Genomic DNA, 23,952 nt, shown 5'->3' with positions numbered 1-23,952 from the left:
GAGGGATTTGCACCTTTTCCGTCTTTTCTGTCAATACCAGCTTTTTTCTTGGCTTAACAAACGCTTGGCTTCAAGAAAAAATATTTGAATAAACTTTTTGGTGTTAATGCGAATCGGCAAAATTTTAGAATCTCCCTGCAGTTCTTTCATTTTTTTACGAACGGCTGTAAAGTCAAAAAACTTAGAAGCATAATTTTCAAACTTTGGATTTGAAAAATCTGTTAATCCAATAGAAGCAAAGTGATTCAGTGAGTGAGTAACTGCTCGTCTTATTCGCTGTTCACAAGCCTTGGTTTCACGATTAATTTCAATAGAAGACGCGTGAGCTCCCAATTTTTTCTCAGCGACATTCACAAAAATATTTTTTAGAGAAGGGAAATGTTTTTCCACACTTTCTCTTTGGTCATAAGTGTACAGAAACTGTAAAATATCCAGTAAATCTTTTGCACCATTTTCTCCTACAATACCTAATTCGGCTAATAAGAATTTCCCTACATCGTATAGATGGGCTTGTTTCGTTATCGGCTGGCTTGAAGGAGGAGCGTGATGGGCTGTCGCTAAACTATTCAAGGAGGTTTTAATATCATCGATTGATTTCTCAAGAGAGATTCGTTCAATTACTTTTCGAATAACCGTTAAAATTTCAATTCGATTAATTGGTTTTGTAATATAGTATTCAATTCCTAATGAATAGGCTTCTCCTATTAATTCTTTGGACTCTACCTGTGAAATCATAATCATTTTTCCTTTAAATGAATCTTTTAAATGACGGATCGTTTCGATTCCATCTCGTCCTGGCATAAGTAAATCAATAAATAAAATATCAATTTGCTTTAAATTTAACGTAGAGGCATCTAAAAAGCTGCCGTCTACGACTTCTTCTACAACTTCTCCTAAATCCTCATCTTCAATCAGCTGACTGAGCGTTGAACGAATGGCTGAATCATCATCTGTAATACAAAATCGCATAAACTCATCCTTTCTGAATTAGACTACAAAGAGGTATTTGAATGATAAAAATCATCCCTTTATCTCCTTGTTTAGCTTCAATCGTACCTCCAAGTTCTTGAACAATATCTCTTACGTAAGAAAGGCCAATTCCAGTAGAGGGATTTCCAAATTGATCGTATTTTGAGGTGAAACCAGGTTCAAAAATAGCTTTTTCGTACTTCAAAGGCACGCCAGGACCATCATCTTGTACATGAAATTCTACAAATTCAGCTTGTCTATGTACGGATAAAACAATCATTCCCTCATCTTTAATCGCCTCCACTGCGTTTGCTACCAAGTTATTAATGATCGATAAAATTGTGTAAACGTGGTAGCTGAAATGTTCCCCGGTGACAGAGGAAAAAAAGCTAATTTGTTTGTGAAGAGAATCGGCATATTTTTTGTTGATGCGTACGATCAGCTCGATTAATTCCTCTGCTTTCATATAATTTTGGAAACTTTCATTTGAAATTGTTTTAGATAAGCCCGCAAAAATACGCTGGTTGTCTTTTTTTACTTCGTGAATATCTCCGGCAATCCGAAGCGCTTTTTTACTGAGCGATTGGTTAAGCACAGAATGATCTTTTTCCTGCTGATGTAATACACGGTATAAATCGTACGAGGCTTTTGTAATCACTTCTGTATTATGAAGGGTCTTTTTTAAATGAACGGTTTCTTCATAAAGGCTTGTAATAAGCATTAGCATGTGCTCATTTTGTTTGCGAATTTGACGTTCTCGTGACTGTGATTCATAAATTGTCATCATATTAAAAAAGCTAAGTACAATGAAGCTGTGAGCAAAAGCAATAACGGCCATGTCCGATAATGAATCGATATGAATGGTTGTGTGCAAAACGATATACTGCGCAGTTAGTTCGACTATATCAGCAGCTATTTCAATGATGAGTCCAATTAATCCAATCACAATAGCACTATAGTTCATGCGGCTTACTTTAAAAATAAAAAATAAAAGTGCATACGTAAAGTAAAAGAAAAACGTAGGGTAATGCGTATGTGCAGAAGCCGCAAATTGAAAATGATCGAGCGTGATATAATCGAGCATGATGCGAAAGAGAACGACGCTTAAAGCGGTTAACAAGCCGCCAGATAAAACGGTTTTTCGTTTTAAAAGCAATAGGAAAAAGAAAAATGTTGGAGCTCCAAATGTAATTCGAAACGTTTCATTTAACGGATAAAATTTTAGCTCTCCCGCCAGCGGAACAGTAATGAGCATGAGCAATAAAATGTACGGATCTTTTCGAATGAAAGATTTAAAATTCAGATAATTACACCTCCTGAAGTGATTCGTGAATTAGTATACATTGTGACAGCGTCCAGCACAATGGAGAAGAGTACCAAAGATAAAAATATAATTCCAAAAAGTTTTGTAGGTTTTTGTATGCTCTCGTAGGTTGCATTGTACATTAAAAACGAAAATGAAATCCCGCTTTATGAAAGCGCTTTAAAATAAAAAGTTAATGAAGTGATGAGGTGATTTTAATGAAACGAGAAATTGAACAGGAAATGTCTTACTTACAGGTCACTGCAAAAGAGCAGTTACACGAGTGGGTAGAGCAAATAAAAGAATTTTCGTCAGAAGGAAAAACGGCTGATTATATCCCCGCTCTGAAAGATATGGACTCGTCTCAATTAGGTATTTGTTTGATTGGTGCTGACGGAACGGTTATCCAGTCTGGGGATTATGAAGCGGTATTTACTCTTCAAAGTATTTCTAAAGTCATTAGCTTTATAGCAGCTTGCTTATGCTGCGGCATTCCCTACGTACTAGAGAGAGTAGATGTAGAGCCAACTGGAGATGCATTTAATTCTATTATAAGACTGGAAATGCATAAACCAGGAAAGCCGTTCAATCCTATGATTAATGCCGGTGCTTTAACGGTTTCATCTCTTTTATCTGGAGAGACGGCAAAAGAAAAACTAAGCTATTTGTTTGATGTAATAACAATGCTTACTGGGAAAACACCACTCATTAATGAAACCGTCTTTGAATCAGAATGGCAAACGTCTCATCGAAATCGTGCGCTTGCCTACTATTTAAAAGAAACAAACTACTTACAAGGAGAAGTAGAAGAAGTTCTAGAGGTTTACTTAAAGCAGTGCTCAATTGAAGTAACGACTGAAGATATTGCGCTGATCGGATTAATTCTGTCATTAGACGGATATCATCCAGTGTTTCACAAACAAGTAATTCCAAAAGAAGTAGCTAAATTAACAAAAGCGCTTATGCTTACATGCGGTATGTATAATGCCTCAGGAAAGTTTGCGGCATTTGTTGGTATGCCAGCTAAAAGCGGTGTATCAGGAGGAATCATGTCATTGGTGCCACCTAATACGAAAAAGCAGTCTCCATTCCCAGACGGATGCGGTATCGGAATTTACAGTCCAGCTATTGATGAGTACGGGAATAGCGTAAAAGGCGTTACGCTGCTAAAAAAAATCGCAAAAGAATGGGATTTGAGTATTTTTTAGTCTATTTACGTACTATTCATTCGCTTCAATAATATAAACACCAAGAGAAAAAACTTTCATGTTTTGCATTTGTTCTACCAAATTTTCTAATGAGGTGATAGGCGTGCAACAAGCAATCGAAAGTGTAATTAGTGTCATCAATGATTTTTTTTGGTCGAATTTATTAATTATTTTACTTGTATCAATCGGTATTTATTTTACGATCTGCTCTCGTTTTTTGCAGTTTCGCATGTTGAAAGAAATGGTACTTGTTTTGAAAGAAGGACGAGCGGCTAAAGATGGGGGAGTCTCCCCGTTTCAAGCTTTCTGCATAAGCATGGCAGCTCGAGTAGGAACAGGAAATATTACCGGTATAGCGATTGCTATTGCTCTTGGTGGCCCGGGTGCTGTATTTTGGATGTGGATTATTGCCATTATCGGTTCAGTATCAAGTTTTGTAGAAAGTACACTCGCTCAAATCTATAAGGTAAAAGGGTCAAACGGATTTCGAGGAGGACCCGCTTACTATATGGAAAAAGGGTTAAATAAAAGATGGATGGGCGGGCTATTTGCTGTACTCATTACACTGTCATTTGGCCTGGTGTTTAACGCTGTGCAGTCTAATACGATTACGCTGGCATTTGAGAACTCTTTCGGAACGAGCCGCTTATTGATTGGGATTATTATGACAGTTATATTTGCGATAATTATTTTTGGCGGGATCAAACGCATCGCCAAGATATCGGAATACATCGTTGTCGTATTAGCCGTTTTATACATTGGAATGGCTCTGTTCATCATCTTTAAAAATATTGATCAAATGCCTGCCGTTCTATCTCTAATTGTGAAAAATGCATTTGGATTTGAACAGGCGCTTGGGGGATCAATTGGTGCAACGTTAATCAACGGAGTAAAGCGCGGACTGTTTTCCAATGAAGCAGGGATGGGAAGTGCTCCCAACGCGGCGGCAACTGCAGTGACGAGTCACCCAGTTAAACAAGGTCTTATCCAAGCATTTGGTGTCTTGACGGACACGCTCGTGATTTGTACAAGCACAGCATTTATCGTTCTCTTATCTCCCGCCTATAAGCAGGGACTAAGCGGCATTGAATTAACGCAAGCTTCTCTTAGTACACATATCGGTTCTTGGGCATCAGGATTTTTAGCTATCATGGTATTTCTATTTGCTTTTAGTACGTTAATTGGCAATTATTATTATGGAGAAACGAATATTGAATTTTTAAATTCAAATAAGATGTGGCTTTGGTCTTATCGTGTAGGCGTTTTAGCGATGGTTATTTTTGGGTCGGTTGCTCAGCTTCAGCTTGTATGGAATCTGGCAGACTTATTTATGGGGATGATGGTAGTGGTGAACTTAATTGCTATTTTTCTATTATCGAAAGTGGCTTTTTCTGCCTTGCATGACTATACTCAGCAGAAAAAGGAAGGGAAAAATCCAGTCTTTTATAAAGATGCATTAGAAAACAATCAGAATATTGAATGTTGGGAAAGAGAATCGACTTCATCCCCTTCTGAAAAAGAGAATATTATCTAAAAAAAGTTCAGCCAGTTGGCTGAACTTTTTTTTATGCGTTTTTCTTTAATTCAGTTTGCGTAGTGCCTTTAGAAAATAATGTTTCTTTCACGCCATTTGTTGCTGCTTTGGTTTTTGCAGCAAAGATTGGATTTAAAATAAAAACTACGAGTAGGTTAGATAATAATCCCCAGAACCCTTCATAAAGGCCAAATGAATTTCCTGTGGCATGAACGGTAAACGTTACAACCAGCCCTACTACTAATCCAGCAATCGTACTTTCTTTCGATTGATTTCTCCAAAACAGGCTGATAACAATAGCCGGGAAGATTTGTACCATGCCGGATACCCCTAGTAACTGTAGGGAAACAAGTGCTTGTGGGAATAATAAACCGAATAAAAGTGCCAGTCCAATAACAACAAAAACCATAGAACGAGTAACCATTGTTAATGTTTTACCCTGTACATTTGGATTAATTAAATCTCTAAATATATTATTTGCAAATAAGTTAGACGCTCCGATAGCCATGATAGAACATGGAATTAATGAAGCAAGAGCAATCGTTGCATAAGCTAACCCTTGGCCAATGCCACCATATGAATATTGAATCAAGGTTAATAATGCTAATCTAGGATCCGTTGTATCTTGAGGTAATACTTGATAAGCAATAAACCCTAAGAAGATGACTAGAATTAAAACAATATTGTAAAGAGGTAAGAAGACAGCATTTTTACGAAGCGAATCTGCACTTTTAGCAGTGAAAACACCTGTAGCAGCGTGGGCCCACATGAATAAGGCTAAAGCAGATACGAGTGATGCTGTAATAAACCATGGAATGCCCTTAGGTCCTTGTGTTGGGATCGTTAATAGCTGAGGTGCATCCTTTGCAACATTGTCAATCATGTTGCCCCAGCTTCCAAAATGCATAATTGGCAGAGAAACAACCATAAATAACATAATCGCCCATACTAAAATATCTTTAATAATTGCCGTATAAGTGGGACCTTTAATTCCGCTGAAAAAAGTATAAAGAGCCACAAGAAAGAATGAAAGAATAACGACAGCTTTTACATTAATGTAGCCAGTTCCTGCAACGCGAAGAGTATCTTGAATACCGCTAAGCTGAAGATCGATATATGGAATAAGCATCAATACACCTACTATGGCAATTAAAGAGGAGAGAAATTTACTGCTAAAACGTTCTCTAGCATAATCAGCAAGTGTAGTAAGTTTGTGCTTTTTAGCAACAGTCCAAAGTTTTGGAAGAAAAAAGTATGAAATTAAAAAGGCTAAAACAGAGTAAGGAATGGCAAAAAATGCGATGCTTCCTCCTTGATAAGCTGTACTTGTAAGACCTAGGAATGTATAAGCAGTATATAAATCTGCTCCTACTAAAAGCCAGACGAGCAGGCTTCCAAAACGTCTTCCCCCTACAGCCCACTCTTCAACGGAGCTTCTAGATGATTTGTCACGTCCTGCTATAAAGCCAATGGCGATAACGACAAGAACAATTGCTGATGTGATTAAAAGTGCGGTTAAATTTCCTTGCATTATTCAATGTCCCCCCAAGATTTTTGTAAACGATAAATGATAAATGTACACACAGGCGTTAAGAAGACCCATAAAAATAACCATAAATGCAAAAGAGGTAATCCAAAAATAATTGGATGAATGTTATTTACAAAAGGTAAAAAAGCGAATTGAGCAATAAACGGAATGATGAATAAAATAAATATTATGAATTTTCTGTTCAATTTTTACTCCTCCTCTAAAATTTATCTAACAATGTTCACTATGATAGCAAGTCTGACATAGTAAAGCAATAAGTTTTTTGAAAATTTCGTTATAAATTACGAAAATTTTTTTAGAAAAACAAAAAAAGGGTATGAGAAGAAGATATTTGAAATGATTAGGGAAGAAAAAGCAGGGGAGAACCTAAGCGCAATTGCCTTTGAAACAAAAAAAGAACGGAAAAGAAGAAAGGTAGTTTTCTCGATGAGATAAAGTATATTGCTATTGCATTAAAGAAAAAGAATTTGTATGTTCAAATATAGATTTATGGAAGCTATAAAAACAAGCAAATAAAAAAACTAGACAATAAGTGCTTGTCTAGTTCCACCACTCTGTCAATGGTCCTTTGTCGCCATAAACAGGATCTGTTGTAGGAATAGGTACTTGTGCAATTTCATCAAATACGTGAGGGCGATCAGTTTGTTTTCCTGTTCGTAAGTTGTAATCCATGCCCTCTGGATAAGCTCCAACCACTTTAAAATCAGCAGTTGACTGCAGACGCATATGTCCTGTACCTGCAGGGAGTACGAGTACATCCCCAGCATGCACCACGATATTTTCCCCCATATGTCCACCTAGTTTTAAACGTGCAGATCCGCTAATTACACCTAGTGCTTCATGAGAATTGCTGTGGTAATGGTGGAAATCATATATGCCGCCTACCCAGCTGTTTTTCCAGTTGTGAGAATTAAAAATGCTCTCTACTTTCTCTTTCTTACTAATAAATACGTGTTCATACAACAAAACTGGAAGACGAGGGTGATTTGGAATGGTTCCGTCGTCATCAAAATAAAGAACTTTTACATTTGCATAATTCATAAGCATCCCTCTAACAATCTTTTTTCGTAATTTTCCCTGTTTTTTGCTTGCGTAAACAGAGAAGTTTGCTCGAAGTACTTCATTCGTTGCGAAGTGCATGATATGTAGGTGTTAACGTTTTCCCAAAAGAAGTCTCCCACTTCAAGCGTAGCTAAGTGGTGGGCAGTTTACTTTAGTATCTTTTCTTCATATTGTATATAAGTAAAGGGGCTAGTGCAAGAATTCTATGGATATATAGATGTTAATTCGTATTTTGTAAATGAATAATATATATTAATATAATTTTTAGAAGATGATATGCTCGTGAAGTAAAAGAATCAAATAATAAGCAAGGTTAGAGTTTTAGTTGTTTTTTGTAATTAGGAAGAGATTTTAAGAAGATTTATTCGGAATTTTACGAATAATTCATTACTTTTGTAAAAGTAATGTAAACATTTTTGTGTATTGAGTAATAGTAATGAATGTTATATACTGATAAAAAATATATTCCTATATGTGACTGGCGCAACATGGATGACCATGGGGGAGCATATAGCGTATAAGCCGCGCGCCTGGGCAAACACTTGAGAAAATTTCGCAAGTGTTTTTTTTATTTTCCTAGGGAAGAGGAGTAGATTTGGATGAGCAATATGCAAAGGAAGATGGGAACATTTGCTTTAACCATGACAGGCATAGGTTCGATTATCGGTTCAGGATGGCTGTTTGGAGCATGGAAAGCAGCTCAAATTGCAGGACCCGCGGCTATTTTTTCATGGGTTATTGGAATGGTAGTTATTTTGACCATTGCCCTATCGTACGCTGAACTGGGCGCGATGTTTCCGCAAGCAGGGGGGATGGTTAAATATCCTCAGTATTCACACGGATCATTTATTGGATTTTTGGCTGCTTGGGCTAACTGGATTTCAATCGCTTCAACGATAACAGTGGAGGCTATTGCATCTGTGCAATATATGAGTACTTGGCCGTGGAAATGGGCTCGCTGGACTCATGAATTAGTAGACAATGGCATTTTAACGTCCAAGGGGTTGGCAGTTGCGTCTCTGTTATTATTCATTTACTTTTTTGTGAACTATTGGACGGTAAATCTCTTTGCTAAAGCAAACTCATTTATTACGATTGTTAAATTAATTATTCCTGGTTTAACGGCAGGGGCTTTATTTTTTGCTGGTTTTCATAGCGGGAACTTTTCAAGTGAGCATGGGGTAGCGCCTTACGGATGGGCGAGTGTTTTAACGGCAGTGGCAACATCAGGTATCGTGTTTGCATTTAATGGGTTTCAAAGTCCTGTAAATATGGCAGGAGAAGCAAAGTCACCTAATAAATCGATTCCGGTAGCTGTAATTGGTTCAATTTTTATTGCTGGAATTGTATACATTATATTACAAATTGTTTTTATCGGAGCAGTAAGTCCGTCATCAATTGCGGATGGATGGAATCATTTGAATTTTAATTCTCCTTTTGCTGATTTAGCGATTGCGCTTGGAATTAACTGGCTAACAATTGTGTTATACGCAGATGCATTTGTTTCTCCTTCCGGCACAGGTGCTACATATACGGCAACGACTTCTAGAATGTTATACGGGATGCAGCAAAATGGATATTTGCCAACGATATTTGGTACTCTTCATCCACTTTACAATGTCCCGCGCCCAGCTATGTGGCTAAATTTAGCAGCCTGCTTTTTGTTTCTCTTTTTATTTAGAGGATGGGGTGTCTTAGCAGAAGTGATCTCAGTAGCGACGCTTATCTCTTATATTATGGGCCCTGTAGCGCTTATAACATTAAGAAAAACGGCTTCACACTTTTACCGTCCATTTTATTTAAAAGGGGCATCAGTTATTGCGCCATGCGGCTTCGTTTTTGCTTCTTTGACGCTTTACTGGGCAAGGTGGCCACTTACAGGTGAAGTGATTTTTATTATGGCAATTGGCCTGCCAGTTTATTTTTATTACCAAGCGAAAAATAAATGGGTGGGCTTTAAAAAAGAATTTTTAACCGGGGCTTGGATGCTTATCTATTTAGCGTGCATGATTTTTATTTCCTACATAGGAAGCGAAAAATTCGGAGGCAAAAATATTTTACCTTTCGGATGGGATATGCTAGTGATTGCTTGCGTATCATTAGCCTTTTATTACTGGGGAATTAAAAGTGGCAAATCTAACCGATATATGAAAGAAGCTGAACAAATCAATCAAGAAAATTTTAAATCTAAATAAAAAAACACGAGCCGGTGCTCGTGTTTTTATTTAGATGAATGGAGAATTTAGACTTAGTTTTTATCAAAATATTGTAAAAAACATAGATTTTAAGGTTTAAGGATTTACACAGAGGGAACCTTTATTTGGGATAAAGTTCTAAAAAAACAAAATAAAGGGGATTGGACAGCTGTGAAAAAAATGAATGTTTTGGCTTTGGTTTTTGTACTTATGCTAGTATTAGCGGCTTGTAACAGTTCTAAGGAAACGGGAGGATCCACTTCGGCTAAAAATAAGGCGATTGAAGCATCTATTGACAGCGCTTCTTATATTTTAGTAGATAGTGATGAAGGAGCTACAAGTGAAGAAAAGGGGTTGTTGAAAGTTGATTTAAAAGTGAAAAATGTATCCAAAAACAGTATATCTTTATCGGATTACGACGGTGTGTATTTATATGAAGGAGATGAACAATTATCTCCAAAAACGGGAGTGAACAGTAGGGAACTTGGACTAGAAAGCAGTTCATCTGACAAGATTGGCGCTGGGAAGCAAAAAAAATTAATGTTCGTCTTTGAAGTCAAAAAAGATAAAAAGTACAAAATTGGGCTTCAGCCAAAATCATCTGATTATGATGAAGAAATTGACGAAGTAACATTAACACTGGATACGAAGAAATACGCGAAAAGCTATAATAAGCTGCAAGACCCAGAAAAAGCTCTGCAAGCTTACACGGAAGTTCTTTACTTAAACAAAGAAAATGTAGATTATGATAAATATGTAACAGCGGACAAAACAGCTGTCATAGAAGAACAGAAAAAAGCGTTTAATGAGGAATTAAAAGGTGCGTTTTCTAATAGTTTAACCGATAAAGCAAAAAAAGATTTTTTTAACATGTATAAAGATGTTTTGAAAGAAAAAGCAAGCGTAAAGACAAATGTAATTGCCAATGCAAATAATAAAGCTGTAGTAGAAGTGGAGTACACTACTGTTAATTTATCAGACTTATATTCATACGTATCGCAGCTTAAGAGAGCATATACAGATGAAACAAAAGATTACGATACAAAACACTCTGAAGAGTTTGCGGCTTCTAAATTCAAAGATATTGTAAATGAATTAGAAACGAAAGAAGGAAGTCGTCCGCTACGAATTTTTATGGTGAAAGAAGATGGGAAATGGACTGTGAAGTCAAGTGACCTATACAGTGACTCATTAGGTAAAACGTTTGGATCGAGCTACATTCGATAGACAAAAAAGAGAAGAATTTTTCTTCTCTTTTTTGTTTTCTGTAAATAAATCAACGAGTTTTTTGTAAAGCTAAATTTATCGAAATATGCTAGTATAGGTTCATTCATTCTTTTATTCTTATTATGATAGGCATCAATGGAGGTTCTTACTAATGAAAGCAAATTATTGTAAAGATACAAAGGCCGTTCGAACGAGCCGCATTTTCCCTAATGATATTAATAATCACAATACGTTATTTGGCGGAAAATTAATGAGTGATATTGATATGATTGCGTCCATTTCAGCTTATCGTCACAGTCGTACAGAGTGTGTGACGGCTTCAGCAGACTCTATTCACTTTCTGCACCCTATTACGCCTCAGGATTCTGTATGTTTGGAGTCATACGTATCATGGACAGGTCGTTCATCCATGGAAGTGTTTGTGAAAGTGATTAAAGAAAATTTAAAAACCGGGGAGCGTCAAATTGCAGCTACATCATTTTTAACTTTTGTGGCAATGGATGATGATGGAAAGCCCCGCGCAGTACCGGAGCTTATTCCAGAAACAGAAGAAGAAAAATACCTGTTTCAAACGGGGGCAGATCGTGCTGCCACACGTAAACAAGTGCGTAAAAAAAGCAATGAACTAGCCTCAGTGTTGGATTTAGGACAACCTTGGTAGCATAAAAGAGAGGCTGAAAAGTATTTTAGCTCAAGTGAAAAACGAACCACTGATCAACACGTTTGATTAGTGGTTCGTTTTTTTTGTTATGGTGAACGTAGGTTTCAGCTGTTTCGTTCTTTCTAGCAGTTGATTGAAAGGAGAGGTGAAGTCTTCCAATCAACTGCAGTGTCACAAGCGGTTCAGCTTATGTATCCCATTTGTTCGTCTTAGGATTGGATTCATTTCGTTATGCTTCATCCTCTTTTTTATATTTGATGAATCTTTCCTCCTAATCGAGAGGAGGAAACAAAATTATATGAAATTTATTTTCGTTCATGGTAATATGAATTTAATATAATTTTCTAAAAAGTTTAAAAAGTACAACATTTATAAAGAAAGGTGTCGTGTCTAATGGTAACAGTAGAAGCAGCAGAAAGACAAAACAGCAGCACTGCCCTGCGCCGTGATGTAAAATTTCTCGGTCAATTGTTAGGGAAAGTTCTGGTTCACCAAGGTGGAGAAGAACTGCTCAACAAAGTAGAAAAAATACGCGAAGTGGCAAAATCACTTAGAGAAAACAAAGATGAAGCCATCTATAAAGAAATAAAAAATGAAATCGTTACTCTTGAACAGCCGATGCGCGCGCAGGTTATTCGGGCATTTGCCGTTTATTTTCATTTAGTTAATATTGCAGAGCAAAATCATCGAATTCGTCGCAGACGGGAATATCAGCAGCAAGAAGATTCTATTATGCAGCCGGGTTCATTGGAAAGCGCCGTTGTTTCGCTTAAAAATAATGGCGTGGCGCCAGATGTAATTGCTAACTTGCTTCAAACTTTATCACTTGAGCTTATCATCACGGCACATCCAACAGAAGCCACTAGACGAAGTGTCCTTGATATTCATAAACGAATGGCTGAGCTTCTGAAAAACTTGGATAATTCAACGTTAACAAAACGTGAACGTACAGAAATTGAAGAAAGACTGTTTAGCGAAGTGTTAATTTTATGGCAAACAAATGAACTGCGAGATCGCAAGCCAACCGTAATGGATGAAGTATCCAATGGATTATATTATTTTGATGAAACGTTATTTGAAGTGCTTCCTCAACTTCATCAGGAATTGGAAAATTCATTGCAGGAGAATTACCCCGAAGAAAATTGGAAAGTGCCTAATATTCTTCGATTTGGTTCATGGATTGGCGGAGACCGAGATGGAAATCCAAACGTAACTCCTAAAGTAACGTGGCAAACGCTTGTCAAACAAAGGAAGTTAGCTATTCGTAAATATAAAGAGTCGCTTACTCAATTGAGACAAAGGTTAAGTCAGTCTACAAAAAGAGTCGCAGTTTCAGATAATCTTCTTGATTCTATTAATCAAGAAATATCGCTGCTGCCTGAGAAAAAGCGATGGAGAATCAAACACGAAGTATATCGCTGCAAGCTTACGATTATGCTTCATAAATTAAATTTAGTTGGAGAGTCGGAAGCAGGTTATCAAAGGTCGGAAGAACTTTTACAAGATTTGTTTCTCATCAAAGATAGCTTGCAAAAGCATCAGCCTCAAGATTATCAGCTGAAAAGCTTGTGTAAATTAATTCGCCAAGTTGAGCTGTTTGGATTTCATTTAGCAACGCTTGATATCCGTAATCACAGCGGAGAACATGAAGCGGCAATCAAAGAAATTTTCCATGCTGTTTCTTTAGCTGAAGATTATTCAGCGTTAACAGAAGAGAAAAAAGTTGAGCTGCTAGGGAAAGTTCTTCAAGACCCAAGACCTGTGCTATCGTTTGTAGAGAATTACTCTAAAGAAACGCAGCAAGTAATTGAAGTATTTAACATGATACATCGAGCACATAAAGAATTTGGAGAAAGATCCATTGAAGTCTACTTGATCAGTATGACGCAGTCTGCAAGTGATTTGTTAGAAGTCATGGTACTTGCCAAAGAAGCGGGTATTTACCGCCTTCATGCAGATGGCCGCATTGAAAGCAAGTTAAATATAGCTCCGCTGCTTGAAACGATCGATGATCTCACAGCAGGTCCTAAGATTATGGAACAGCTATTTCAATTAGATTTTTATCGAGAGCACTTAAGAAAACAGAAGGATTTGCAGGAAATCATGCTTGGCTACTCAGATGGAAGCAAAGATGGCGGAACGCTTACCGCTAATTGGAAGCTCTACAAAGCGCAGCAGGAAATTCACGATATGGCGAGGAAGTATCAAGTTCGTCTGAAGTTTTTCCATGGCCGAGGAGGCTCACTAGGCCGAGGAGGAGGCCCGTTAAACCGAAGCATTTTATCCCAGCCTGTTGAGACGCTAGGAGACGGTGTTAAAATTACAGAGCAAGGAGAAGTTCTTTCTTCTAGATACTCTTTATATGACATTGCTTACCGGAGCCTTGAACAAGCGGTCTCAGCTCTTCTTACAGCGGCAGCAAATGTTTCTCAAGAAGCTGAACAATGTGATATTCGTACACATGAATGGGAAGAAACAATGGACGAGATTTCAACTGCTTCGTTACGTAAGTATCAAGAGCTTGTTTTCAACGATCCAGACTTTTTAACCTACTTTAAACAAGCTACACCTCTTCCTGAGCTCGGGGCTTTAAATATTGGGTCACGTCCAATGAGTCGAAAAGGAAGTGATCGCTTTGAAGACTTGCGAGCAATTCCATGGGTATTTGCATGGACGCAAAGCAGACAGCTGCTTCCAGCCTGGTACGCTGCAGGTACGGGCTTACAGCATTTAGTAGAGAAATCCGGAGATATACAGCTTCTTCAGCAAATGTATAAAGAATGGCCATTTTTCCGCTCGACCGTCGATAACCTGCAAATGGCTTTAACAAAAGCAGATTTAATGGCAGCAAAAGAATACACAGAAATGGTACAAGATCCGGTTATTTCAGAGAGGATTTTTACCGCTATTAAAAAAGAGTATAATGTTACGAAAGAAATGATTCTTCAAATCACGGGGCAAAAAGAATTAATGGATCATCTTCCTACGATTAAAGAATCTATTAAATTACGAAATCCGTATGTGGACCCTCTAACCTTCTTGCAAGTTAAGGTTATTTCCAAGCTGCGTGAAGATGAGGCTGAAACGTTAAATGAAGAACTTTTAAAAGAAGCATTATTAACGATTAACGGCATTGCAGCAGGATTGCGTAACACAGGCTGATGATACCAAAAGACACCTCAATAAAACAAAAGAGGTGTCTTTTGTTCATTCTTCTCACATAAAGAACTGCCTGTCAGTTCCTTCTCTTTTAAAGAGAACTTCCGTCTGTTAAATAGGCACTGAGAAAAATCAGTGATAAAATAGAGAAGAACTGGTAATATTCTACAAACAAGTGCTAGTGGTGGGGTAACTAGATTGAATATGGAGGACGAGGACAATGGTAAAAAATTCGCAAATCTTCATTGAAGCTGACTCCGAGAATTCTGTATTTATTGGACTGGAATTTTGTGAGTATACACAAAAAATGAATCCTACTTGTTTGTCCAAACAGCATATAAATGTGTTTATTCATCCGGAAGAACTCACTGTGGAATTTAAGAAAACAAAAAGTGATAGAACTATTGATGATTTCCATCTGATGCATATCGTTCCGGTTCATTGCTTTAATTATTTATTATGTTCGATTTCGCAAGGTATTGTTACAGATGTTCAGCTAAAAGCGGTCGGTCATCAAGGAGAAACGTTGTTTGAAGAAAATCTTACATTGAAGTTTCATGAAAAAGCGACGGATTATGAAGAAACGCTCTCATTTTTCAAACATTTAAATCAAGAAATACAAAAACAGACGAAAAAATATACAGCCAGTTATATGAGCTCATGATAAAGAAAGCTGCGGTTTTAAAAACCGCAGCTTTTATTCGTTTAACCGAAAAAATTATGTGAGAGATGCTTACAAAGCAAGAGATTTTTCAGTGGGAAATTGATAAAGTAAAAATAAGAGAAATCAGTGGACAGAAAAGCTTTTAGCGGCTGGCCGCTTTTTATTCAATATGCAAGGGTTAGGTATTGAGATTAAAAAAATAGCGATGAATACGTATTGTTATTGTAGATGAAGTGCTAAGGTCGCTCTATCTGCAATTATGTAGAATCTTCGCGCGCTTATAGTCTGTTTTACGGAACGAAAAAGCTGCGGAATTAGAAGAACTCCTTCTATTTCTGCGGTTTTTTTTATAAACAAGAAATAAATTCACTTATCGTACGGAGGCGATGCAGATGATTAAAGATTTAGTATTGGCTAAGGAATGGCTGCCTGCAGCTTATTCACATGATTTAACAGATCAGCCCTTGCAAGTAACGATTTTAGAAGAGCGAGTTGCGCTGTTTCGCACAACTAATGCCATTAAAGCATTTAAAGATTTGTGCATCCATCGCGGTGCAGCGTTATCTCTTGGGAAAGTAGTAGATGATTGCATTGTGTGCCCTTATCACGGATGGAAATACGATGGTGCCGGGGCTTGTGTGAAAATTCCTCAACAGCCGCCGGGAAGAGCGATTCCTTCAAAAGCAAAAGCACAGGTATATGATTGCGTTGAAAAGTATGGGATTATATGGGTGAAGATGAACAGCGAGGCAAGTGATATTCCTCTTCCTCAGTATGACGAATACCTTAACTCCGGATTTAAAACGGTTTGCGCCAACCCTCATACTCTGCAGGCAGCAGCTCCTCGTGTCGTAGAAAACTTTCTAGATGTAAGCCATTTGGCTTTTGTTCACGAAGGAAGCCTTGGACACTCGGATTACGCCGAAATTCCTGATTATAAGGTACATTGGAAAGATAACCGATACATTTCTGACGAAATCGCTGTGTACGCAGATGCAGATGGTACGGGTAACTTTGCGACTATTTATTATACTTTTGAAATTCTTCGTCCTGCCGTTGCAAGGTTGAAAAAAGTGAACTATGAAACGGGTGAAATCTTTTCGATGCTGTTTGCGGTTTTACCTGAAGAGGAAAGAAAGTCGACTGTGTTTGCATTGGTTTCTAGAAACTATTCGTTTGATGCACCTGATCAATATTTCCGTGATTTTCAGCAGCTTATTATTGAACAAGATACGAGCATTGTAGAAAGTCAAAAACCCGAAGAGCTGCCGCTTGACTTACAAGCAGAGCTTCATTTGAATCCGGACCGACTGAGTATTGCCTATAGAAGATGGCTCGGTGATTTAGGAGTGACCTTTGGAAGTGACGTAGGAACAAGATTAAAAAAAGCTGCTCAATAAAAAAGAAGAAAGGAGTCTCCTTTCTTCTTTTTTATGTATGTTCACGGATAAGCTGATGATAGCTATTAAAAAGGGTAGGATATGTTAAGCGGCTTAAGATGACGCAGGAAAGCGTAGCAGAGGCTAGGATAGTAAAAACGATGAGCAGCTGGAATTTGACTGCTTGTATCGGATCTGCCCCTCCAATAATCTGGCCTGTCATCATGCCGGGAAGCTGAACGAGTCCAATTGTTTTTTGGCTTTCTACAGTAGGAATCATGCTAGCTTTGATTGCGGCATTTAAAATACTATGAATAGCTTGTTTAGGAGTTCCGCCAAGCGCCAGAATCAATTGAATTTCGTCTCGCCTTCTATTTACTTCAGCGTCTAACCGATTTAAAAATAAATTGGCCAAAATCATCGAATTTCCAATAATCATACCACTGACAGGAATGACATATCGCGGAGTAGCAGGGATAATATGTAGGCCCAGCATAACGCTTTGGGTCAGGATTTCTACAATAAAAAGAGTGACAAATACACGAAAGAAAGCTTTAAATCCCTGCTTTTTTTTCTTTACAACATTTTGGGAAGCGACCGTCAGCATCACGAATAAAATGAGAATCATAAAAGCTGGGTGATTCGCGTCAAAAATAAAAGATAAAACATATCCGATCACTAACAGCTGAACGGCTGCTCGAATACTGGCAATGATTATATCTTTCTCGAGTCCTATACGAAAAGATTTTGATAAAAAAAGAGCAATAAAAACAAAAACGATGGTAAAAATCAGTGAAAGTGAACTCATAGAAAGGCTCCTTCAATAAATTGTTTTGTTTCAGCTTTTACAGGAGCATGAAAAAAGGTCTCCGTCTTCGCTTTTTCTACAATCACTCCGTTCATTAAAAGCCAGACTTCCTCTCCTAAACGTTTGGCTTGTTCTAAATTATGGGTAACCCAAATAATCGTTTTATTCTGTTCTTTATGTAAATGAGAAATCAGCTGTTCAATTTCATGAGCAGAAGTGGCATCCAAAGCGGAAGTGATTTCGTCTAAAAGCAAAAGGTCAGATCCGTTCGACAGCGTGCGCGCTAATGATAACCTTTGTCTTTGACCACCGGATAAATCTCTTGCATCCTGCCCTAACAAGTCAGGGGAAAGACCGGTTAAGGCACAGAGTTCTTCAGGCATAATATCCTGTTTGCCGTGCAGCTTTTGAACAAGCATCATATTATCTCGCACTGTTCCATCAATAACAGGAGCTGATTGAAAAGCGATGCCCACTTTTTTTCGCAAATCAGAAATATTCCATTTGCTAATGTCTTTTCCATATACTTCAATACTTCCTTCATCAGGTGCAGAAAGTAAATTGCACATGGAAAGAAGGGTGCTTTTTCCGGATCCTGATGGTCCTACCATCATGACGAGCGAGCCTTGCATCACTGTACCCGATATGCCTTTTAAAACACTATGTTCTTTATCTTTAAATGTTTTATGAACGTCTGTAAATGTAATGGCAGGTATTGAATTGAACGTGTTCATAGTAACTCCTTTTTCATTCGTTTTGTTTATTGTAGCATAAGCGAAAGTATAAAAAGTTATTGGGCGATATAAAAAAAAGCTGTGAAAAACCACAGCTTTTAAACAGTTGTATTCACTTTTTGGCTGGCTTTTAAGGCATAATCTAAATCTTCAAGAAGGTCGTCGATTGCTTCTGTTCCAACCGACAGACGAATGAGTTCTGGCGTCACACCCGAAGCTTTTTGTTCGTCTTCAGATAGCTGTTGATGAGTGGTGCTTGCCGGGTGAATAATGAGTGATTTAGAGTCGCCAATATTGGCTAAATGAGAAAATAACTGAACCGAATCAATTAACTTAGCCGCAGCGTTTTTTCCTCCCCTGACACCAAAGGTTAAAATGGCTCCTTGTCCTTTAGGCAAATATTTTTGTGCAAAAGAATAGGAAGGGTGGGAAGGAAGCCCCGCATAATTTACCCATTCTACTAATTCATGCTGCTCTAAAAATTTCGCTACCTTTAATGCGTTTTCGCTGTGACGCTCTAATCGCAGATGGAGTGTTTCTACTCCTTGAAGAAGTAAAAAGGAATTAAAAGGTGATAAAGCAGCTCCAATATCTCGTAAAAGCTGAACGCGCGCTTTTGTAATATAAGCAGCTTCACCGGCAGCTTCTGTGTATACGAGGCCATGATAACTTGGATCTGGAGTTGTTAAGTCTGGAAATTTTCCGCTCGCTTCCCAATTAAATTTTCCACTGTCTACGATAACACCGCCAATTGCTGTTCCATGCCCTCCAAGAAACTTAGTAGCAGAATGAACGACAATATCTGCTCCAAAATCGATGGGGCGAAGAAGGTAAGGGCTTGGAACAGTATTATCAATAATAAGAGGAATTCCATGTTCGTGGGCAATGTCTGCAACTGCCTCGATGTCTAGCACATTTCCCTGTGGATTTCCAACGGATTCAGCATAAATTGCCTTTGTTTTGGAAGTGATTGCACTTCTAAAATTTTCTGGATTATCGGCGTTTACAAATTTGACGGTAATGCCCAGTTTAGGAAGCGTAGACGAAAAGAGGTTATACGTTCCCCCATATAAACTGCTTGCTGATACAATTTCATCTCCTGCGGAAGCTATATTCAAAATGGAAAAGGTAGTAGCTGACTGACCTGAAGCTACTCCTAGAGCACCAACTCCGCCTTCTAACTCAGCAATTCGCTGTTCAAAAACGTCCGTAGTAGGGTTTACAATTCGAGTGTAGATATAGCCTTGTTCACTTAAATTAAATAAAGACGCAGCATGCTCCGTATCTTTAAATCCAAATGAGCTTGTTTGATAAATAGGTACGGCACGCGAAAAAGTAGCTGGGTCAAGCTGTTGACCAGAATGGATCGCTTGTGTTTCAGGACGAAATGGTTTCTTAGCAGACATTGAAACTCCTCCTTGGATATAAAACTTATAAAAAACATAGGAATAATAGACTTTAATCATAATATACGAATTCTATTGAATGATGTCAAATGATAATTAGAATATTTAGAAAATATAAAAAAGATTAATAATGTAATTTAGCATTAAGACATCTCTTTAATTGTTAAAAATACCATAAAAAATATTAAATGTAAGAAAAATGTAAATTAATTTGTATAATTATGTTAGAATATTAGGTGTTTGAGAGTTTCTTAGAGAGCCAATTTTGCTAGAAGACTTTAAAAATAGTAAAAGGTGGGTCTTAAGAGCTACTAACGAAACAAAATAAAAGGAGTTTGATTATGAGCACAGAAGTCAATGTATCTTCGGAAGTTCAAGAGAAAGGAAAGCCTTCTATTTTTGGTTTTATTACGAGTCCGGTTGTACAGTTTGAGAAAATGAAAAGCACTCCGGTCATCTGGGGACCTCTTTTACTTGTTATTGTTTTAACACTTGCAACAACGCTTCTAGCTGTTTATACCCCTCAAGCGCAAGAGACATTACAGCAGCAAAAAGAAGCTGGGATTGAAGTGAATCCTATATTCAGTATGATTGGCGGAACGGTTGGAGGAGTGATTGCAATAGTTGCTACACTGGCATTCACGAGTTTAATTTTGTTTTTAATTGCAAAGTTAGGGACTGGAAAAACAACATATCGCCAAATGTTTAGCATGAATTTGTTTGTTACGTTCATCACAGCAATTGGTCAGTTAATTAATACGGGAGTCGCTGCATTAGCGCATACTTCAGCGAATGTGACGTCGTTAAATGGGTTAGTTGGTGCTAAAGGTGCTATTGGAGGCGTATTTACTTCAATCGAAATTTTCTCTATATGGGGACTTATTTTGACAGCAGTCGGGCTGCAAAAAGTAGCGAATTTATCAAAAGCTGCTTCAATTATTACCGTAATTGTTTTATTTATCTTAGGAGCTGCTATTTCAGGAGTTGGAGGAGCTGCTTCAGAAGCGCTTAAAGGAGCAGGGTTGTAAATGAAAAAAGGAATAATTATTACAGCCGTAACAGTTGTTATTGTTGCGGTTATTGGGATTAATGTATATCGTGCACAAAGTGTAGGTGGTAAAGCAGTTGATGTTCAAGTAACAACTGTAAAAGAAAAAAAGTTAAGAAATACAGTGATGGTTCCGGGTACGTTAAAGCTTGCTGATGAGCAATACGTTTACTTTGACGCTGAAAAAGGCGAGGTTGAACGATTTCATGTAACGGAAGGATCGCGCGTACAGCAGGGAACTTCTCTCGTAACGTACGAAAGCGATACGCTTGATTTAGAGCAAGAACAAAACAAGCTAGAAAAAAAATCGAGTCAGCTGCAAATTGATTCAGTAAGCAAACAAATCTCAAATTTAAATAAAAAACAAAAAGAATTAGAAAAAGAAATGAGTAAGCAAGAAGCGAAAGATCAAATTGAAACAGAGCGGACGCAGCTCAACCTCGACTTAGAAACGGCTAAAATTGACTTAGAACGAAACAAACTAGAAGCCAAATCAATTGCTAAAAAAGAACGTAATTTAGACGTAGCGAGTGATATTAATGGGACGGTGCTAGAAGTAGATAAAGAAGCGGTTAATAACACAAGTGACGTTCAAAAACCGCTTATACATATTGGTAATATCGATGAATACTTGGCTACTGGTGTGCTGTCTGAGTACGATGCGTTAAAAATTAAAACCGGTCAAGCTGTCAAAATTACATCAGATGTTTTGCCTGATAAAGAATGGGCAGGTAGCGTAAAACAAATTGACTATCTACCTCAGCAGCAGGCATCAGCAGAAGCCGGCAATGATGCGGCTAATCAATATCCAGTTGAAGTAAAAGTAGATGACCAAGATATCACGATGATTAAGCCGGGATTTAAGCTGCTGCTCGAGATTGAAACAAGCAGTAAAAAAGCTTCATCACTGCCGATAAAAGCAGTTGTAAATGAAGACGGAGAAAAATTTGTATACGTCGTGAAAGATAAAAAGGCGGTTCGTAAGGAAGTAAAGATTGGAGAAACAACAAATAAATTTATTGAAATTAAAAGCGGCGTATCTTCTAAAGACAAAGTTATTACAAATCCTTCAAAGGACTTAACTGACGGTGCGGAAGTGACTGTTCAATGATTGAGCTTGTAAATATTCATAAAAGCTATCATCTTGGCAAAGAGGAAGTACCGATTTTAAAAGATATTAATTTGAAGATTTATGACGGTGAGTTTGTTGCGATTATGGGTCCTTCAGGCTCCGGAAAATCAACGCTCATGAACATTATCGGATGCTTAGACCGCGCTTCTTCAGGCTCCTATTTATTAAATGAACAAGAAATCTCTACTTACAGCGATGAGCAGCTGGCAAAAGTAAGGAATATCCATATCGGCTTTGTTTTTCAGCAGTTTCAGCTGCTGCCGCGTTTATCAGCTGTCGAAAACGTAGAGCTTCCAATGGTATATGCCGGCGTATCGCGTAAGGAAAGACGAGCCAGAGCAGAAGCTGCGCTTGCAAAAGTAGGGCTGAGTGAGCGAATGAAACACTTGCCGAGCGAGTTATCAGGAGGGCAAAAGCAGCGTGTTGCTATTGCTCGCTCTATTGTTAACAATCCGACGCTTATTTTAGCCGATGAACCCACAGGAGCCTTAGATACAAAAACGAGTGCTGATATTATGGAGCAATTTTCTAAGCTAAATGCAGATGGGACAACAGTTGTAGTTATTACTCATGAACCTGAAGTGGCAGAGTACACATCGCGTACAGTTATCGTTCGTGACGGTAAGGTATTAAGTCATAGCGACAAGGAGAACGATAGCTTATGAGTTTAATAGAAAATATTCGTATGGCTTTTTCCTCGGTTCTTGCTCATAAAATGCGCTCTATTTTGACAATGCTTGGTATTATCATTGGCGTAGGGGCGGTTATTATCGTTGTTGCTATCGGCCAAGGCGGAGAACAGATGATTAAGTCAGAAATAACAGGAGCAAGCAATACAGTTGATGTCTACTATCAGCCTCCTGAAGACGAGATGCAAGCTGATGACCTTTCCATGACGGGGGAGCCGATCTTTACAGAGGATGATATTAAAGCTCTTTCGACTATTCCCGGCGTGAAGAATGTGGTGGCTTCTAGCTCAATGGGAATGGGAATAAGATATAGAGACAAAGAATCAGATACAACTGTTAACGCAATTAATGAAGGGTATATTGAGGTTAATCAGCTTGAAGTTTCAAAAGGAAGAATGTTAGACAGCTCTGACTTTTTATCAGGTAATCGAGTAGGTGTGATCACAAGCGATATGAAAAAAGAGCTGTTTGATAAAAAAGAAGCCCTTGGACAAGTAGTATGGGTTCAAGGACAGCCTATCAAAATTATTGGTGTGACAAAAAAGCCAACGGGCTTTTTAGCATTTGAAATGCCAACTATTTATATTCCAGATAATACGTATAAATCAAGCTTCGGTAAGCTTGACTACACAAACCTTAGCGTTCAAGCAAAAAGCTCTGATCAACTGAAAAAAGTAGGCAATGACGCAACGGATTTGTTAAATAATTTGCATGATGCTGAAGATGCTTACCAAGTGCAGAACTTAGAAGAAATAGCAGATAGCATTGGAAATGTAACGCGAATTATGACAACGATTATTGGATCGATTGCAGGCATTTCCCTGCTTGTTGGCGGGATTGGCGTTATGAACATTATGCTGGTTTCTGTAACGGAACGTACAAGAGAAATTGGTATTCGTAAAGCATTAGGAGCCTCTAAAAGACAAATTTTAACTCAGTTTTTAATTGAATCTATTACGCTCACGCTTATTGGTGGTTTGCTTGGCATCGGCCTTGGCGCAGGCGGAGCGTCTCTTGTTTCGCTATTTGCCGGCTGGCCGTCATTAATTTCGTGGCAAGTAGTACTTGGAGGAGTGTTGTTTTCCATGACGATTGGCATTGTATTCGGCATGCTTCCTGCAAACAAAGCGGCGAAGCTAGATCCAATCGAAGCATTAAGATATGAATAAAGACATGCGTTCGCATGTCTTTATTTCAATTTAACGAGAACCAAGAAGATTTCTCG

General features: G+C 38.0%; 20 protein-coding genes and 1 riboswitch. Of the genes, 12 read left to right on the top strand and 8 right to left on the bottom strand.

What is annotated here, in order from left to right; translation table 11 throughout:
• Window positions 1-30: 30 nt before the first annotated feature.
• Both ACRPLQ_RS15340 and ACRPLQ_RS15335 read right to left on the bottom strand, forming a co-directional pair.
• Window positions 31-969, bottom strand: coding sequence for a response regulator (locus tag ACRPLQ_RS15340; RefSeq protein ID WP_028412292.1), 939 nt, complete (start codon window positions 967-969; stop codon window positions 31-33).
• 4 nt (window positions 970-973) lie between these two features.
• Window positions 974-2,224: an ATP-binding protein gene (locus ACRPLQ_RS15335; protein ID WP_033578101.1), complete on the bottom strand. Its 1,251-nt coding sequence runs from the start codon at window positions 2,222-2,224 to the stop codon at window positions 974-976.
• A gap of 266 nt (window positions 2,225-2,490) precedes the next feature.
• On the opposite strand from ACRPLQ_RS15335, the gene ACRPLQ_RS15330 reads away from it, so the two are divergent.
• Both ACRPLQ_RS15330 and ACRPLQ_RS15325 read left to right on the top strand, forming a co-directional pair.
• Window positions 2,491-3,480, top strand: coding sequence for a glutaminase (locus ACRPLQ_RS15330; protein ID WP_028412290.1), 990 nt, complete (start codon window positions 2,491-2,493; stop codon window positions 3,478-3,480).
• Between the two features lie 103 nt (window positions 3,481-3,583).
• The gene (locus tag ACRPLQ_RS15325) at window positions 3,584-5,014 is read left to right on the top strand and encodes an alanine/glycine:cation symporter family protein (protein ID WP_432236151.1); all 1,431 of its coding nucleotides are present in this window, start codon (window positions 3,584-3,586) and stop codon (window positions 5,012-5,014) included.
• A gap of 31 nt (window positions 5,015-5,045) precedes the next feature.
• Here the strand turns inward: ACRPLQ_RS15325 and ACRPLQ_RS15320 are convergent, their stop codons facing one another.
• The 3 genes from ACRPLQ_RS15320 to ACRPLQ_RS15310 all read right to left on the bottom strand — a co-directional run bounded on the left by ACRPLQ_RS15320 (window position 5,046) and on the right by ACRPLQ_RS15310 (window position 7,703).
• Window positions 5,046-6,545, bottom strand: coding sequence for a sodium:solute symporter family protein (locus ACRPLQ_RS15320; RefSeq protein ID WP_028412288.1), 1,500 nt, complete (start codon window positions 6,543-6,545; stop codon window positions 5,046-5,048).
• Window positions 6,545-6,748: a DUF3311 domain-containing protein gene (locus tag ACRPLQ_RS15315; RefSeq protein ID WP_013055514.1), complete on the bottom strand. Its 204-nt coding sequence runs from the start codon at window positions 6,746-6,748 to the stop codon at window positions 6,545-6,547. The genes ACRPLQ_RS15320 and ACRPLQ_RS15315 overlap by 1 nt, the downstream gene beginning before the upstream one ends.
• Window positions 6,749-7,103: 355 nt before the next feature.
• Window positions 7,104-7,703: a cupin domain-containing protein gene (locus ACRPLQ_RS15310; RefSeq protein ID WP_080754378.1), complete on the bottom strand. Its 600-nt coding sequence runs from the start codon at window positions 7,701-7,703 to the stop codon at window positions 7,104-7,106.
• Between the two features lie 386 nt (window positions 7,704-8,089).
• A riboswitch (ZMP/ZTP riboswitch) is annotated at window positions 8,090-8,168 on the top strand.
• A 56-nt stretch (window positions 8,169-8,224) separates the two neighbouring features.
• Here ACRPLQ_RS15310 and ACRPLQ_RS15305 point away from each other — a divergent pair.
• The 6 genes from ACRPLQ_RS15305 (at window position 8,225) to ACRPLQ_RS15280 (ending at window position 16,931) form a co-directional block, all read left to right on the top strand.
• The gene (locus ACRPLQ_RS15305) at window positions 8,225-9,820 is read left to right on the top strand and encodes an APC family permease (protein ID WP_165635491.1); all 1,596 of its coding nucleotides are present in this window, start codon (window positions 8,225-8,227) and stop codon (window positions 9,818-9,820) included.
• 180 nt (window positions 9,821-10,000) lie between these two features.
• Complete coding sequence (locus ACRPLQ_RS15300) at window positions 10,001-11,047, top strand: DUF5105 domain-containing protein (protein ID WP_205689700.1); 1,047 nt, start codon at window positions 10,001-10,003, stop codon at window positions 11,045-11,047.
• Window positions 11,048-11,198: 151 nt separating this feature from the next.
• The gene (locus tag ACRPLQ_RS15295) at window positions 11,199-11,708 is read left to right on the top strand and encodes an acyl-CoA thioesterase (protein WP_013055518.1); all 510 of its coding nucleotides are present in this window, start codon (window positions 11,199-11,201) and stop codon (window positions 11,706-11,708) included.
• 393 nt (window positions 11,709-12,101) lie between these two features.
• Complete coding sequence (gene ppc / locus ACRPLQ_RS15290; RefSeq protein ID WP_048020061.1) at window positions 12,102-14,870, top strand: phosphoenolpyruvate carboxylase; 2,769 nt, start codon at window positions 12,102-12,104, stop codon at window positions 14,868-14,870.
• 217 nt (window positions 14,871-15,087) lie between these two features.
• On the top strand, window positions 15,088-15,531 hold the full coding sequence (locus ACRPLQ_RS15285; protein WP_014461480.1) for a hypothetical protein: 444 nt from the start codon (window positions 15,088-15,090) through the stop codon (window positions 15,529-15,531).
• A gap of 392 nt (window positions 15,532-15,923) precedes the next feature.
• Window positions 15,924-16,931 carry an aromatic ring-hydroxylating oxygenase subunit alpha gene (locus ACRPLQ_RS15280; RefSeq protein WP_028412092.1) on the top strand — a complete coding sequence of 336 codons (1,008 nt, stop codon included), beginning with the start codon at window positions 15,924-15,926 and terminating at the stop codon, window positions 16,929-16,931.
• Window positions 16,932-16,962: 31 nt separating this feature from the next.
• On the opposite strand, the gene ACRPLQ_RS15275 is transcribed toward ACRPLQ_RS15280, so the two are convergent.
• The 3 genes from ACRPLQ_RS15275 to ACRPLQ_RS15265 all read right to left on the bottom strand — a co-directional run bounded on the left by ACRPLQ_RS15275 (window position 16,963) and on the right by ACRPLQ_RS15265 (window position 19,858).
• Window positions 16,963-17,718 (bottom strand): ABC transporter permease, encoded by a 756-nt coding sequence (locus tag ACRPLQ_RS15275; RefSeq protein WP_033578108.1) that lies wholly within the window; start codon window positions 17,716-17,718, stop codon window positions 16,963-16,965.
• Window positions 17,715-18,452 carry an ABC transporter ATP-binding protein gene (locus tag ACRPLQ_RS15270; RefSeq protein ID WP_048020062.1) on the bottom strand — a complete coding sequence of 246 codons (738 nt, stop codon included), beginning with the start codon at window positions 18,450-18,452 and terminating at the stop codon, window positions 17,715-17,717. The genes ACRPLQ_RS15275 and ACRPLQ_RS15270 overlap by 4 nt, the downstream gene beginning before the upstream one ends.
• A gap of 98 nt (window positions 18,453-18,550) precedes the next feature.
• Window positions 18,551-19,858: a homocysteine synthase gene (locus ACRPLQ_RS15265; RefSeq protein ID WP_165635492.1), complete on the bottom strand. Its 1,308-nt coding sequence runs from the start codon at window positions 19,856-19,858 to the stop codon at window positions 18,551-18,553.
• A 341-nt stretch (window positions 19,859-20,199) separates the two neighbouring features.
• Here ACRPLQ_RS15265 and ACRPLQ_RS15260 point away from each other — a divergent pair, with 341 nt between their 5' ends.
• From ACRPLQ_RS15260 to ACRPLQ_RS15245, 4 genes are read left to right on the top strand one after another with little or no spacing between them, the layout of a single operon-like run.
• Window positions 20,200-20,886, top strand: coding sequence for a Yip1 family protein (locus ACRPLQ_RS15260; RefSeq protein ID WP_028412096.1), 687 nt, complete (start codon window positions 20,200-20,202; stop codon window positions 20,884-20,886).
• On the top strand, window positions 20,887-22,017 hold the full coding sequence (locus tag ACRPLQ_RS15255; protein ID WP_165635493.1) for an efflux RND transporter periplasmic adaptor subunit: 1,131 nt from the start codon (window positions 20,887-20,889) through the stop codon (window positions 22,015-22,017).
• Window positions 22,014-22,703, top strand: coding sequence for an ABC transporter ATP-binding protein (locus ACRPLQ_RS15250; RefSeq protein WP_028412098.1), 690 nt, complete (start codon window positions 22,014-22,016; stop codon window positions 22,701-22,703). Before ACRPLQ_RS15255 ends, ACRPLQ_RS15250 begins: the two co-directional genes overlap by 4 nt.
• On the top strand, window positions 22,700-23,896 hold the full coding sequence (locus ACRPLQ_RS15245; protein WP_028412099.1) for an ABC transporter permease: 1,197 nt from the start codon (window positions 22,700-22,702) through the stop codon (window positions 23,894-23,896). The genes ACRPLQ_RS15250 and ACRPLQ_RS15245 overlap by 4 nt, the downstream gene beginning before the upstream one ends.
• Window positions 23,897-23,952: the final 56 nt, after the last annotated feature.

It is taken from the genome of Priestia sp. TRN 1309 (assembly GCF_050846875.1).
Taxonomy (GTDB): domain Bacteria; phylum Bacillota; class Bacilli; order Bacillales; family Bacillaceae_H; genus Priestia; species Priestia zanthoxyli.
This window is presented reverse-complemented; position numbering and strand designations above follow the sequence as displayed.

Bases quoted from the DNA above. Each gene is read 5' to 3' on its own strand.
- ACRPLQ_RS15340 (WP_028412292.1), bottom strand. From the start codon at position 969: ATGCGATTTTGTATTACAGATGATGATTCAGCCATTCGTTCAACGCTC.
- ACRPLQ_RS15335 (WP_033578101.1), bottom strand. From the start codon at position 2,224: ATGCTCATTACTGTTCCGCTGGCGGGAGAGCTAAAATTTTATCCGTTA.
- ACRPLQ_RS15330 (WP_028412290.1), top strand. From the start codon at position 2,491: ATGAAACGAGAAATTGAACAGGAAATGTCTTACTTACAGGTCACTGCA.
- ACRPLQ_RS15320 (WP_028412288.1), bottom strand. From the start codon at position 6,545: ATGCAAGGAAATTTAACCGCACTTTTAATCACATCAGCAATTGTTCTT.
- ACRPLQ_RS15310 (WP_080754378.1), bottom strand. From the start codon at position 7,703: ATGCACTTCGCAACGAATGAAGTACTTCGAGCAAACTTCTCTGTTTAC.
- ACRPLQ_RS15305 (WP_165635491.1), top strand. From the start codon at position 8,225: ATGAGCAATATGCAAAGGAAGATGGGAACATTTGCTTTAACCATGACA.
- ACRPLQ_RS15300 (WP_205689700.1), top strand. From the start codon at position 10,001: ATGAATGTTTTGGCTTTGGTTTTTGTACTTATGCTAGTATTAGCGGCT.
- ACRPLQ_RS15295 (WP_013055518.1), top strand. From the start codon at position 11,199: ATGAAAGCAAATTATTGTAAAGATACAAAGGCCGTTCGAACGAGCCGC.
- ppc (WP_048020061.1), top strand. From the start codon at position 12,102: ATGGTAACAGTAGAAGCAGCAGAAAGACAAAACAGCAGCACTGCCCTG.
- ACRPLQ_RS15285 (WP_014461480.1), top strand. From the start codon at position 15,088: ATGGTAAAAAATTCGCAAATCTTCATTGAAGCTGACTCCGAGAATTCT.
- ACRPLQ_RS15280 (WP_028412092.1), top strand. From the start codon at position 15,924: ATGATTAAAGATTTAGTATTGGCTAAGGAATGGCTGCCTGCAGCTTAT.
- ACRPLQ_RS15275 (WP_033578108.1), bottom strand. From the start codon at position 17,718: ATGAGTTCACTTTCACTGATTTTTACCATCGTTTTTGTTTTTATTGCT.
- ACRPLQ_RS15270 (WP_048020062.1), bottom strand. From the start codon at position 18,452: ATGAACACGTTCAATTCAATACCTGCCATTACATTTACAGACGTTCAT.
- ACRPLQ_RS15265 (WP_165635492.1), bottom strand. From the start codon at position 19,858: ATGTCTGCTAAGAAACCATTTCGTCCTGAAACACAAGCGATCCATTCT.
- ACRPLQ_RS15260 (WP_028412096.1), top strand. From the start codon at position 20,200: ATGAGCACAGAAGTCAATGTATCTTCGGAAGTTCAAGAGAAAGGAAAG.
- ACRPLQ_RS15255 (WP_165635493.1), top strand. From the start codon at position 20,887: ATGAAAAAAGGAATAATTATTACAGCCGTAACAGTTGTTATTGTTGCG.
- ACRPLQ_RS15250 (WP_028412098.1), top strand. From the start codon at position 22,014: ATGATTGAGCTTGTAAATATTCATAAAAGCTATCATCTTGGCAAAGAG.
- ACRPLQ_RS15245 (WP_028412099.1), top strand. From the start codon at position 22,700: ATGAGTTTAATAGAAAATATTCGTATGGCTTTTTCCTCGGTTCTTGCT.